Origin of the sequence: Cobetia amphilecti (genome assembly GCF_020217465.1) — a bacterium.
In the GTDB taxonomy this organism is placed as follows: domain Bacteria; phylum Pseudomonadota; class Gammaproteobacteria; order Pseudomonadales; family Halomonadaceae; genus Cobetia; species Cobetia amphilecti.
On record NZ_CP084115.1, the window covers coordinates 2363807 to 2377661 of the forward strand.

At 62.2% G+C, this 13855-nt stretch carries 10 protein-coding genes; all 10 read right to left on the minus strand.

Annotation, left to right across the window (positions count from 1 at the left end; translation table 11 throughout):
- Positions 1-819 carry a thermostable hemolysin gene (locus LCW13_RS10075; RefSeq protein WP_225346744.1) on the minus strand — a complete coding sequence of 273 codons (819 nt, stop codon included), beginning with the start codon at positions 817-819 and terminating at the stop codon, positions 1-3.
- Positions 820-979: 160 nt separating this feature from the next.
- Positions 980-2725, minus strand: coding sequence for a thiol reductant ABC exporter subunit CydC (gene cydC / locus LCW13_RS10080; protein WP_225346745.1), 1746 nt, complete (start codon positions 2723-2725; stop codon positions 980-982).
- Entirely contained in the window at positions 2722-4518 is a 1797-nt protein-coding gene (cydD, locus tag LCW13_RS10085) for a thiol reductant ABC exporter subunit CydD (protein ID WP_225346746.1), read from the minus strand. Before cydD ends, cydC begins: the two co-directional genes overlap by 4 nt.
- Complete coding sequence (gene cydB / locus LCW13_RS10090; protein WP_225346747.1) at positions 4505-5503, minus strand: cytochrome d ubiquinol oxidase subunit II; 999 nt, start codon at positions 5501-5503, stop codon at positions 4505-4507. The genes cydD and cydB overlap by 14 nt, the downstream gene beginning before the upstream one ends.
- Positions 5504-5507: 4 nt before the next feature.
- Positions 5508-6914, minus strand: coding sequence for a cytochrome ubiquinol oxidase subunit I (locus LCW13_RS10095; protein ID WP_225346748.1), 1407 nt, complete (start codon positions 6912-6914; stop codon positions 5508-5510).
- A gap of 602 nt (positions 6915-7516) precedes the next feature.
- Positions 7517-8761: a GGDEF domain-containing protein gene (locus LCW13_RS10100; protein ID WP_225346749.1), complete on the minus strand. Its 1245-nt coding sequence runs from the start codon at positions 8759-8761 to the stop codon at positions 7517-7519.
- Positions 8758-10107, minus strand: coding sequence for a GGDEF domain-containing protein (locus tag LCW13_RS10105; protein ID WP_225346750.1), 1350 nt, complete (start codon positions 10105-10107; stop codon positions 8758-8760). The genes LCW13_RS10100 and LCW13_RS10105 overlap by 4 nt, the downstream gene beginning before the upstream one ends.
- Before the next feature lie 298 nt (positions 10108-10405).
- Entirely contained in the window at positions 10406-11782 is a 1377-nt protein-coding gene (locus LCW13_RS10110) for a GntP family permease (RefSeq protein ID WP_225346751.1), read from the minus strand.
- Positions 11783-11945: 163 nt separating this feature from the next.
- Positions 11946-12941 carry a D-erythronate dehydrogenase gene (gene denD, locus LCW13_RS10115; protein WP_225346752.1) on the minus strand — a complete coding sequence of 332 codons (996 nt, stop codon included), beginning with the start codon at positions 12939-12941 and terminating at the stop codon, positions 11946-11948.
- 83 nt (positions 12942-13024) lie between these two features.
- Positions 13025-13837, minus strand: coding sequence for a 2-oxo-tetronate isomerase (otnI, locus tag LCW13_RS10120; RefSeq protein ID WP_225346753.1), 813 nt, complete (start codon positions 13835-13837; stop codon positions 13025-13027).
- Between the last annotated feature and the right edge of the window lie 18 nt (positions 13838-13855).

Genomic DNA, 13855 nt, shown 5'->3' on the forward strand with positions numbered 1-13855 from the left:
TCAGCATCCTCCGTTAGTGGTAGGAAATGCCGGGAATGGTGAAAGGCTTGTCTTCAGAAAGCGTGGTGCTCCAGCCAGCAATCGGCGCCCCAAAGGAGAGCTGCCCATCCGCTGAGCCTCATCCAAGGGACGAATAACGACGACGCGAGGATCATGTGCATAATAGCTTCCCCAATCATCCTGACTGTCAAGGCATGTGGGATCGGCCTTGCCCATATCACGCATGGCGATACCCAGACGTGACAGACCATTTCTCACCTCGCGCGAAGCCGTCACCACCAGCCACTCGACCTCGAGACTCGCCAGCACCTCAACCAGAGCCAACATCAGCATTCGTCCTGCACCCGCAGTGGCGCTGCATAGTGCACCGATCTCCATGATCTGATGCCGTTCGATCTGACGTTGCTCAGTGTCGGCCAGCAGCGTCTCGATGCGAACTCCAAGATAGTCTTCCACCCTCAAGGGACCTTCATCGGCGCGCATCAACCCAGTCACTGCATGAATGCCGACATCTCCGATATCAAGCGAATGAACACCCTCTGGCTCACCCTGCATCACCAGCAGACGAGAATAGTGGACGTGAATGCGCGCACTGTGGTGACGCTGGAAACAAGCTTTCACGAAGGCCTCTGCCTGAGGCCGGCCAGCTATATCGCACCAATACAACTGATTGCGTACCGTGATATCGGATGGCGCTGGCGTCTCTGGAAACGAAGTGTCTCTTGCTACAAGAGAAGAACTACTGGAACGGATAACAGGCGAAACATCATTGCTGACCGCAACCGTCGCTGTCGTAAGCTGAGAGCTTGAAAATTCCATGGGGCACCTCATCGAGGAAGATATCCCCAGACTAGGGTCGCCAGCTTAGCGAAGGCTTAAGACAGGAAAAAAGATCGTCACTAAGAAATGCACGGCCTGAGAGGTAACCGTGCATGTCATTCTGCAAGCCAGGTCGATTGCCACAGAGAGGATTCCGGGATCAGAGTTTCTTTTGCGCCAGAACGCTACTCGTTACCGGAAGTGAGTGAACCCGAGTGATGCTCTGCGTACCGGGGCGCGGTGAAGCCAAGTCATGCTCATGCAGCAGATAGATCACCGTTCGCGCCTTGAACCAACCCTCCAGACGCTGTGCCATACGCTGTGTGGTGCGCGCATCCAGGCCGGAAAAGGGTTCGTCCAGAATCAGCAATCCCGGGTCCGTCAGCACGAGACGCGCCAACCCCAGGCGCCGCGCCTGCCCCCCCGAGACCTGCCGGCCGCCCTCACCCACTCGGGTGGAGAGCCCCTGCGGCAACTGGCGTGCCCACTCGGCAAGGTCCACCGCTTCCAGAGCCTGCCAGACCTGCGCATCGCTGGCCTGACGCGCGCCCAGTCGCAGGTTGTCGGCAAGGCTAGCATCCAGCAGCTCCACCTGCTGGGTCAGACAGCCCACCGCATGGGAAAGCGCCTCGGGCGAACAGGCCTCGATGGGCTGATCATTGAGCAGGATGCTGCCGCTCTGCAGGCGCGTCTGACCAGTCAGCAAGGCCGCCAGCGTCGACTTGCCGGAACCGGATGCTCCACAGATGGCCAGTTGGGTGCCTGGGACGATATCAAGCGTTACCTCATGCAGCGCCTCGAACCAGGCACCGGGATAACGCCACGACACCTGCTGTATCTGTACCCGGACGGCTCCGCTGGCCAGGGTCTGCCGACCTTCCAGCGGTCGCGTGGCGAAGGACAGCTCATTGAGTCGCTCGGCAGCGCCCAAGGTAGCACCGGCCTGAGTGAAGGCCGCCGGCAATCCCGCCAAGCCCTCACTCAAGGCCATGGCCGCCAGTGGCAGCATGACCATCACAGCCGGCGTCAGTCGCTCATCCGATATTCCCTGCATGGCGGCCGCCAGCAAAAGCAACCACGACAGGCCAATCACCAGACTGGCCAGCCCATTGCCGATGGCCGCGATCACCGCCAGACGCCACTGATCCTTCAACAGTCGGGATTCGATCTCGTCTAGACGCTGACGGGCACTGCCCAGCGCCTCATAGGCCTCAAGCTCCGCCTGACCACGCAGCGTCTCCATCAGTGCCGAGCGCAACGTCTCCAGGGTCGTGACGCGTTGCCGGCTGGCATTCAGCCCCCAGCGCGCCTGCCCCAGTGTCAACCAGGCCCAGCCCAGCAGCAACAGTCCCGCAAGCCACACCGCCGTCTGCGGCAGCCAGATAGCGACCAGCACCACCAACACCGCGATCAGTCCCAGCGCCATCAGTGGCGGCGCCGCTAGACGCAGATAGAGGGCATCCAGGGTATCGATATCGGCAGTCAGGCGGTTGAGCCAGTCACTGGAACGCCGCGCCGCCACCCGCGCGGGGTCCATGGTCACCAGTGCGTCAAAGGCCGTGCCGCGCAGACTGGCCAGCAGACGCAGGATGGTATCGTGGTTGTAGAGCCGCTCCAGATAACGCGACACGGTACGCGCGACGGCGAACAGCCGGATACCACTGCCCGGGGTATAGACATCCAGCGTCATGGCCGCGCCGGCAGCCAGCGAAGCCCCGGTCAGAGCGGATGCAGTGATGAACCAGCCGGACACCGCCAGCAGGCCGAGTGCCGAGCAGGCCGTGAGCATCATCAGCACCACGCCGAGTATCAGACGACGGCGATAGCGATCATGCAGACGCCACCAGGGGGCCAGACGGGAAAGTGCCTCGCGCAAGGTCACGCTGTCGCTCTCGGGGTGCATCATGCGCGGTCTCCTGTCGGCTCGTGCTGTTGGCGCGTCGCCGTGGCCGTCGTGACAGCCATCGGCAGGATTTGACCCTCCTCCAGTACCAGATGGCTCGTCGCCATGGCGATCAAGGCCGGATGGTGGGTCGCGATCACCAGGGTTCGCCCTTGCGTGCTCAACCACTGAAAGCCCGCGATCAGATGACGCTCCGTCTCGGCATCCAGACTGGCGGTGGGCTCATCAAGCAGTACCAGCGCAGCATCGCTCAGAAACACCCGCGCCAGCGCCAGGCGCTGTGCCTGGCCACCGGACAACCCGCGCCCGCCCTCGCCAAGCGGCGTGTCGATGCCCTGAGGCAAGGCGGCAAGCACGGTCTTGAGCCCGGCACGCTCGAGCGCGAGGGTGATATCAGCGTCACTGGCCTCGGGAGCTGTGATCCGCAGGTTGTCGGCCAGGCTGCCCTGCATCAACAGCGGACGTTGATCCATCCAAGCAAGCCGCAGCCGAGCGCGAATGTGGCGGATGCCGTCATCAGGGGCCACGAAGCCGGCCATCACTTGAAGCAGGGTCGACTTGCCTGCCCCGGAAGTCCCGCTGATGACCAGCACCTCGCCCTCCATCAGCGCCAGACCCAGCGGCCCCAGCACCTGCCCGCGCTCGGGGTGGCTCAGACAGACCTCCGTCAGTCGAAGCAGCTCATCCGTTGTGGGTGAGTCGGCAGCGTCACGAGGCGCAGGCTTCTCCACAGGGTCGGCATGGCGCGGCGGCGCGGTATCGGCGGCCGCTAGGATCTCCATCAGTGTCTCGGAGGCGGCAAGCGCCGAAGCGCGATCATGATAGAACTGGGACAGAGTTCTCAACGGCTGGAAAAACTCGGGCGCCAGCAGCAGGATCACCAGTGCACTGAACAGCGTCAGCTCATCGGCGGGCCCGATGGGGATGTCGCCGAGCAGGCCGAAGCCGATGTAGATGGCGACCACGGCGATCGACACCGAGGCAAAGAACTCCAACACCGCCGATGACAGGAAGGCGAGCCGCAAGGTGCGCAGGCTGCGTTTGCGGTAATCATCGGCCACCAGCGTCACCTCACGAGTCGCCAGATCCCCTAGCCCGAACAGCCGCAGGGTGGTGATGGCACGCACCCGATCGACGAAGTGACGCGACAGCCGAGAGACCGCCTGAAACTGGTCACGATTGAGCGACTCGGCCCCCATGCCGACCAATGCCATGAACAGCGGTATCAGCGGCGCGGTCAGCCCCAACAGGATGGCCGCCAGCCAGTCCTGACTGAGCACGATGGCAAGAATCACCAGCGGCGTGATCACCACCAGACGCATCTGCACATGAAAGCGCGCGAAGTAGCCTTCCAGCGCCTCGACCTGTTCCACCCAGCGCTGGGCGAGCTCGGCGCTGTGATAACGGGCAGCGCGGACCGGCCCCAATGTCTCGAGTGCCGTCAACACCTCACCACGAATGGCCTGACGCAGTCGCTGGCTTGCGCGCTGGGCGAACAACTCCTGTCCACCCGTTGCCAGTACCCGCGCGCCCAGGAGCGCCAGCAGACCGACGAAGGGCCACATGAGCTCTCCCAGCGCGGCGGGAGACGCGATGGCTTCGCTGATCACCCAGGCGGCAAGCACCAGCTGGGCGACCGTCAGGCCGCCGGCCAGGATGCCGAAGCACGCCGCAAACCCAAGCAGGCGACGCTCTCGCGTCGCCTGCTGTCTCAGCCATCTGCCGGCCTGGCTGCATTTTCGGGTGCCCCGGTCAGCGTTACCGACCGGGGACTTGACTGATTCAGTGATAGCCACCTTCCTTGACCTTGCCGCGGAACACCCAGTAGCTCCAGGCGGTATAGCCCAGCACCATCGGAATGACGAACAGGACGCCCAACAGCAGGAACAACTGCGATTCCGGCGCGGAGGCTGCGTCCCACAAGGTGATATCCGGTGGCACCAGATACGGCCACTTGCTGAAGATCAGCCCGAGATAAGTGAACAGGAACAGACCCAGCGTCGCCACGAAGGGCTGTCCTTCCAGGCGCTTGCTGGTGGCCCGCCAGATCAATGCCGCGCAGCACAGCGCCAGTACCGGGAAGACCCAGAACACACCCAGATGGTCGAACCAGCGCTCCCGCACGTACTCATCCACGAACGGGGTGTAGAGACTGATGACCCCGAAGCCGACCAGCACGGCAATCAGCAGCTTCGGCGTGATGCGATAGGCCCACTCCTGCACCTCGCCCTCACTCTTCATGATGGTCCAGGTGGCCCCCAACAGAGCATAACCTACCACCAGCGCAAGCCCGGTGATCACGGTGAACGGGGACAACCAGTCAAAGGCGCCGCCGACGTAGACATGCCCTTCGGTGGCGAAGCCCTGAATATAGGCACCGACCACCACGCCCTGACAGAAGGTCGCCAAGAAGGAGCCACCGCTGAAGGCGATGTTCCACCAGTGGCGATTGCGCGAGGACTTGAAGCGGAACTCGAAGGCGATGCCACGGAAGATCAGCCCCGCCAGCATCAGAAACACCCCCAGATACAGCGCCGGCAGCAGGATGGTGTAGACCGCCGGGAAGGCGGCCAGCAACCCGGCCCCGCCCAGCACCAGCCAGGTCTCGTTGCCGTCCCAGATGGGCGCGACCGAGTTCATCATCACGTCGCGGGCGTGCTCGTCAGGAGCGAAGGGATACAGGATGCCCACCCCGAGATCGAAGCCATCCATCAGGATGTACATCATGACGCCGAAACCGATGATCAGCGCCCAGATCATTGTCAGATTGATCATTTCCATCAGCTCAACTCCTCACCGTACGGCTGGCATCGTCATCCAGGCTCTCATGGGCGGCAGACAGCGGACGCATCGCGGTCTCGACTTCGTCATGCGGCAGTTCCGGTTGCATGCCACCGCGGATGACGCGGGTCAGGTAGTAGCTGCCGGTCACGAAGACCACCAGATAGACCAGGAAATAGCCGATCAGGGTGGTCAGCACCATCCATCCGGTGAGTGACGGCGTAACGGCCTCCTGCTGGGTCATCATCCCGTAAACCAACCATGGCGACCGCCCGGCCTCGGTCACGAACCAGCCCGCCAGCACGGCGAAGAATGGCGCGATGGACATCAGGCGCAGCGTCTGCAGGAAGGGACGTGAGTGATAGAGCCTGCCCCCGCGGCGCAGATAGAAACCGATGAAAGCCACGGCGATCATCAAGAGCCCCATCGCCACCATCACGCGGAACGACCAGAACACGAACCACACCGGCGGTTGCTTGTCAGGCGCGACCTCCTTGAGCCCCGGCACCACACCGTCGGGGTCATGAGTCAGGATCAGACTAGCCAGCTTCGGAATCGCGATCTCGAAGTGATTCGTCTGGGCTTCCTTGTCCGGCCAAGCAAACAGCAGCAGCGGCGCGCCCGACTGGGTCTCCCAGTTGCCTTCCATCGCCGCGACCTTTGTCGGCTGGTGCTCCAGCGTGTTGATGCCGTGCATGTCACCCACCACCGCCTGCGCCGGCGCCAGCACCAGCAGCAGCCACATGCACATGGACAGCGCGCGCTTGTTGGCCTCGACATCACGCCCGATCAGCAGATACCAAGCGCTCACCCCAGCCACCACGAAGCCGCCGGTCAGGAACGAGGCGATCGCCATGTGGGCGAAGCGATACGGCAGCGAGGCATTGAAGATGGCCGCGGCCCAGTCCTTGACGAAGAAGTGACCATCCACCAGCTCCACCCCTGCCGGGGTCTGCATCCAGCTGTTGGTGGAGAGAATCCAGAACGCGGAGATGAAGGTCCCCAGCGCCACCATCAGGGCCGCGAACAGATGCACCCCTTCCGGCACCTTGCCACGCCCGAACAACAGGACGCCAAGGAAGCCTGCCTCCAGGAAGAAGGCCGTCACCACCTCATAGCTGAGCATCGGGCCGATGAAGTTGGAGCTGGCATAACTGAAGTTGCTCCAGTTGGTGCCGAACTGGAAGGCCATCACGATGCCCGAGACCACGCCCATCGCGAAGACCACAGCGAATACCTTCACCCAGAACGCTGCAAGGCGCTCCCAGGCGGCATTGCCTGTCTTGTAGAAAAGGCCATGCAACAAGGCCACATAGGATGCCAGACCGATGGTAAACACCGGAAAGACGGCATGAAATGACACGACAAATCCGAACTGTATGCGTGACAGGATCACGGGATCCAGTTCCATGGGCGACTCCTCAGGACTCCAGGGATTGCACTCTGTTCATCCCGTTGTGGGACGCACAGTCGCAGCGATATCACGGTCAGGCCCGTGACGACAAGGCATACCACCAAACTCCATCGATCATGGCAGCCATCTTTCTACCAGCTAACCCAAAGAGCATAGAAAACACCAGGCTATCGTGCACGATGACGCTTTGCCGCAGGCCCAGCCATCCGATCAATCGCCATGGTGGTGATCGATCAGGCCCGCCATATTGCATGACAGCATCCACGTATTTTCCACTCGGCATGCTCAAGCTTGCCATCTATATTTCGCCGCACATCCGCCTTTATTGACGTACATCAAGATAACCACACGTCGAGCCTCGAATACGACCAATGCCAGCGGCCGTCGGACGCGGTTTATCTTGATTTCTGTCCTGCAGCGCACCTTGAACCAGCCAGGAATGTGCGCCCTGATGGCTGCATAAAGGCAAAGCGCGCCCCCTTTCGAGAACGCACCTTGTTGTCTCCTTCTTTCCTTTTCTTCTCTACTTACCTCTCTTGTCTCACTTCGTTCTTCTTTGTGCCCTTTCCCTTGTGGCTTTGCCCCTTCGCGTCAGGAACTCACCGTATGACACAGCAATCGCGCCCCTGATGCTTGGCGTCATAGAGCGCCGCATCCGCCGCACGTACCAGGTCGGTCAGGTTGGTGTGCTGCTCGGCCTTGTAGCTCACCGCCCCGACGCTGACGGTCAGCACTTTCGCCACCGCGCTGTCGGGGTGGATCAGTTTGAGCGCACGCACCTTGCGGCGGATGCGTTCGGCACAGGCCCGCAATTGCCGCTCGGTCACTGACTCCAGCAGAACCAGGAATTCTTCGCCGCCATAGCGCACCACCATGCCCGGCTGCGGGCCGATGGCGGCCTGGAGCGCACCGGCAACCTGCTGCAGGCAGTGATCCCCTTCCACATGGCCATGATGGTCGTTGTAGGTCTTGAAGTGATCGACGTCCACCATCAGGATCGCCAGCCCGTCCTCACGGGTCAGGTCCGCCCAGCGCTGGGCCAGATCCCGCTCCAGGTGACGCCGGTTGAAGACGCCCGTCAGCGCATCGCAGTTGGCCTCACGGGTAAGACGTTGACCGGCAGCGCGCTTCTCCTCCAGCAACAGCCGCTCACGCTGGCGCAGCAACCACACCTGACGCTGATTGTGCTCGAGCTGATGATTGGCCAATAGCGAGAGCCCCGTGGTGCTGACGAAGATCACCATCGCCAGCAGCTCCAGTCCCTCCTGACCGGCAGGTTCCAACGCGATCACCCCGGCCATTATGAGGGTGCAGGTCAGCGACGCCGTCAGTGCCTGGGGGAAGCGCAGCCGAAAGAGAATGTTGCCGACCATCGGAAAGAAGCCGAACAACAGCGTATCGACATGCGAAAGCTCGGTGCGCGACAGCTGCAACAGAATGGCGCTGACCAGCATGGTGTTGATCACCAGCGCGGTCATCAGCCACTCCTTGAGCCGCATGGAAGATGCCCGCTGCACCAGCGGCAGCACCAGCATGGCCACCACGCAGACACCGCCCAGCCGCAGCATGGCGGCCAGTGCCAGGTCCTCACTGCGATGAATGGTGTCACTGATCAGGAAGGTGGCATACATCACGAAGGCGAAGATGCCGGAATACAGCAAGCCGCGCGTGCGCGAGACGCGCGTCTCTTCCACATACCGGGTCTCGAGGGTGTCGGGGAACATGAGCCGCCAGCGTGACGCACCGCGACCGTCGATCAGTCCCTCGACGACACCGCGCTCGGCAGCCACCGCCGCTGGCATCGTCGCCTCGCGGCCGCCGGGGAGTCGCTTTTGACTTCTCATGACAGACCCGCTCCGCCCATCGGCGGCCTGGGATCTGGCAACTCAGCCTTATGTTCATCGTGCTGCGCATTCTGCCGCTCATCATGAAGGTCATCACTGGCCTGGGCGCGCGTCTTGCCATTACCGTTGCCACGTTGCACGCAGGTACGGTTGCGGCCATGTCGCTTGGCACGATAGAGCCCCTTGTCGGCCTGATCGACCCAGCGGCTGAGGAGCGTCTCGACCGCCATATCACGCGTCATTTCATCTTCCATCCCCTCGCCCTCGAGCAGGCGCGACAAGGGGATGACGCAAAGCCCCACACTCAGGGTGACGACGCCGAGTTCCGACTCGCGGTGAGGCAGCTTGAGCGACTTGACGGCATAGCGCATTGCCTCGGCCAGACTGCGCGCATGCTCGAGATCACGCACGGCCACCAGGGCGGTAAACTCCTCGCCGCCGAAGCGAACGACGCTGGCCAACGCAGCCTCTTTCCCCTCGGGAGCACCGGCGATGCCAGCGCCTTTTTCCCTGTCCAGTGTTTCCTGCAAGGCCTGGGCGATCTGATACAGGCAGTTGTCGCCCGCGACATGCCCGTAGTGGTCATTGAAGGCCTTGAAGTGATCGACATCCATCATCATCAGCGCCAGACACGGCAACGGGGGCACCGGATAGGACGCTGATACGCCGTTCTTCGCCTGCTGAGCATCGCCATGGTGCTGCTTGAGCACCTCGATCAGATGACGGCGGTTGTAGAGCTGGGTCAGCGGGTCGAGACAGGCCATTTCCTGCAGCTCGGCATTGCGTGACTCCACATCCTGCAGGCGCAGTTGATCGATGGAGGTCATCAGATAGGCATGACGGGCCGAGAACTCGATGCGGAAGCTGGCAATCAGCGAAAACAGGCAGAACGCCATGAAGACGAAGACGATCGCGAAGTCCATATGGGCATAGGGCATCGCTACGCTCAGCGCTACGCTCATCACGATGGCCATCCCCCCTGCCGACAGCAACAGAGCCGAGACGAAACGCAGCTGCATCAGGACGATACCGACCAGTGGCACCACGCCCAGCGCATAGAGTTCGAGGAAGCAGCGCAGGTGGTTCTCGCGAACCGCCAGCCACGCTGCCAGGCCGATCACGCCCCACAGTGTCGCGACCAGCAGCGCCTCGCGCCCGACGGGGCGACAGACCTCACTCTTGAGGACCAGCACGAGAATCGCGAGCGCGATGCAGACGTACAGGCGCAGCATCACGGCGAGATTCTCTGTCACCGGCATCGCGACCGGCGCATAGACGGTGTCATAGAGCACGAACATCAGCTGAAAGATGATCAGGCTCCAGCAGCCCATTACGGCACGACTCATGCGCCGACGATGCTCGAACTGTTCAAAGTCCCTCTCGAGTTCAGGGGCAAAGCTCAGCCTCGCAGGAGTCGTGGCACTCAGGTGTTGCTCCAATATTGCCATTCGTGAAGGCATGTCTGATTTCCCTCGATCGCCCTGCTTTCTTTATTACATGCGCAGATGTTGAAAGCCACGCTGACGGAGATGCTCAAGCGCCGCATGTCCGTGTTGATACCTCGCACATGAACGAAAATCCAACGAAAAAACCGGACCTCGATGAGGCCCGGCGCTCCTGATAAAACAGACTGCTCTGGCTGGCTCAACCGACGATGGCGTTGAGCAGCAACAGGGTGATGATGGAAATGGCCCAGGCCAGCGTCGTCGGCAGGGTCAGCACCAGCATCTGATGCTTGGTGCTCTTGACGCCGAGCATGCGATTGACGACCCAGAAATAGCTGTCATTGAAGTAGCTGAAGAACATCGCGCCGATACAGGCGGCCTGCGCGGCCAGCACCATGTTGACGTCCGGCATGCCCACCAGGATAGGCGCGGAGATCGAGGCCGCGGTAATCATCGACACCGTGCCACTCCCCTGGATGAAGCGTACCAGGGTGGCGATGATGAACGGAATCAACAGCGGCTGAAGCCCCAGTGCCGCCACCTGCATGGCGATGTAATCGCCGCCACCACTGGCACGCAGTACCGAGCCCAGCGCACCACCGGCGCCGGTGACCAGCAGAATGATACCCGCCGTCTCGACACCCTTTTCCAGATGATCGAACACTTCCTGCTTGGGAGTCTTCGGCATCAGACCATAGATGGCGAACAGCACCCCGATACCCACGGCGATCACCGGGTTGCCGACGAAGGCGATGGTGCTGGTAAATGCATTGCTGGTATCGCCCATCACGGCACTGACCAGCGTATTGAGGAAGATCAGCGCGATGGGCAGGCCGATCGGCATGCAGGACATCAGCAGGGAAGGCAGCTCCGATTCAGGCATCATGCTGTCGGTGTCATGCTTGACGCTACCTTCGAAACCACCCGGCTGGGCTTCCAGCATCGCCTCGATACGCGGGCCCATCAGGCGGGCATAGATCACCAGTGCAATCAGCGCCGGCGCGGTAATCACCAGGCCCCAGCCGATCATCAGACCGATGTCGACACCGAAGATACCGGCCACGCCCAGCGGGCCAGGGGTCGGTGGCACGCTCGAGTGGGTGATGATCAAGCCAGCCGCCAGCGCGATGCCCAGACCGATCACCGAACGTCCGCTGTTGCGCGCCAGTGAACGTACCAGCGGGTTGAGGATGACATAGGCCGAATCACAAAAGATCGGAATGGAGACGATGTAGCCCGTCAGCGCCATCGCGGCCTCTTCCTTGTTCTTGCCCAGCAGATTGAGGATGGCGTAGGCCATGCGCTGCCCGGCACCGGTCACCTCCAGGATACGCCCCATCATCACGCCGAAGCCGATCACGAGACCGATGGTGGAAAGCGTCTTGCCGAAACCGGTGGTGATGGCACTGATGACCTCATTGGGCGGCATGCCGCCGATCAACCCCGCCAGCGAGGCGGCGATGATCAAGGCCAGCAAGGCATGCACGCGGGTTTTCAATACCAGATAGATCATGACGAAGATGGCGATGCCCAGGCCGATGATGACCTGTGGCCCCGCGACGGCGGCGTCTGTCATGGGGTGCTACTCCTGTAGTTTGTTATTGTGTGGTGCAAGGTATGCGGTGTCGGCGCTGCCGGCTGGCATGACGCCGATCGTTGTTATTGACGTACTGATGTGACGAGCAGGTCTGGCAAAGGTGTCTGGCGAGCTCGTCCTGGATGAGATGGCCAGACGCTGGCTAGACGATGGCGCTCTCGTCGCGATACGCATTGAGAATCTCGTGCAGGTCGGCATCGCCGACGAAGCCCAGCGAACGCGCCTTGCGGGTGTCAAAGCGCGCCGGCCAGCTGCCGACGATGGCGGTGATACGCGGGTCAGGCTCATGCTTGACGAGTGCCAGCGCCTGCTCACCGGCGATATCCTTGAGCGCCGCGAGCATTGAGGCGACGCTGACGGTGATGCCCGGCAGCATGAAGCAGCGAGAGAGGCCGAAGTTCGCGCTCGGCACCTCCGCGCCCTTGAGCAGGGCCGCGACCACCCGACGAGGCGACATCACGAACATCTCGAGTTCGCTCGGTACCGGACAGATGGCGGGTTCACCATTGAGCGGTTCGCGCAGGATGGAGGAGGCGAAGCTCGAGGCTGCCGCATTGGGACGCCCCGGGCGCACTATGATGGTGGGCAGACGCAGCACACAGCCATCCACCAGCCCGCGACGGCTGTAGTCATTGATCAGCAGTTCCGACATCGCCTTCTGGGTGCCGTAGGAGTTCTGCGGCACAAGCGCGGTCATGTCGCTCAGCGTCTCGGGGAGATCGCCTCCGTAGGCGGCGACCGAACTGGCCATCACCAGCCGGGTATCACGCAATCCACGCGCCGCGCAGCCTTCCAGCAGCAGGCGAGTCGCATCGAAGTTGACGCGCATGCCGAGCGCCAGGTCCGCCTCGGCCGCCGAGCTGACCACGGCTGCCAGGTGATAGATCACCTGCGGCTCGCCCGCCAGGCAGCGATCAAGCACCTCGGCATCGGCGATATCGCCTGCCACGATCTCGATATCCAGCGAGGTGGCCGGTTCAACTGCCAGACATGACGCCGCCTCGGGACGTGGCGCCTCGATCTGATCCAGCAAGGTCAAGCGTGACAATGGCTGCCCCTTCAGGCTGCCCTTGTCGATCAAGGCCTCGGTCAGGCGCTGACCGAGAAATCCGGCGGCGCCGGTAATCATGACGTGCATCGTGAGGACTCCTTGCTCGCCGCCTGGCATGACGGCTCATGACGTGTTGTGGTTATTGGCGTTTCTGCTGTCTTGAGTCGTGATCAGGCGGTGCCCGACTGGCCGTCGTTGAGCCCGAAGGCGCGACCCCAGTCGAGGCCTGCGCGCGTCTCACCCCGCGGACGATATTCACAGCCGATCCAGCCGTCGTACCCCAGACTCTCCAGCCGGTCGAACAGCGCCGGATAATGCACTTCCCCGACATCCGGCTCGTGACGGTCCGGCACGCCGGCGATCTGCACATGGCCCATATGCGCGAACTGCGCTTCCAGGTTGCGGATCAGATCGCCCTCGACGATCTGGCAGTGATAGAGATCGAACTGCACCTTGAGGTTGGCGGCGCCGACCTGGGCGAGAATCTCGCGTGCCTGCGCCTGGCCACTCAGATAGAAGCCGGGCATGTCGCGCGGGTTGATCGGTTCGATCAGCAGTGTCTTGCCGACCTTCTCAAGCTCGGCGGCGGCGTAACGCAAGTTGCTGATATAGGTCTCGGTGCAACGCGCGCGCATGGCGTCATCCGCATCCTTCGGTACCAGGCCCGCCATGGCATGCACGCGCGGACAATCGAGCGCCTGGGCATAGCGGATCGCCTCTGCCACCGAGGCCCGAAACTCCTCCTCGCGCCCCGGCAGGCAAGTCAGGCCACGCTCACCGGCCTCCCAGTCGCCCGGCGGCAGATTGAACAGCACCTGCGACAGCTGGTGCTCATCGAGCCTTGCGCGCAATTCTTCCGGGGCATAGGCATAGGGGAAGAGATATTCGACCCCGCGAAAACCGCTTTCGGCCGCAGCCGCGAAGCGATCGAGAAAGTCATGCTCGGTGAACAGCATGCTGAGATTGGCGGCCAATCGGGTCATGTCAGATCCTTGGGTTTC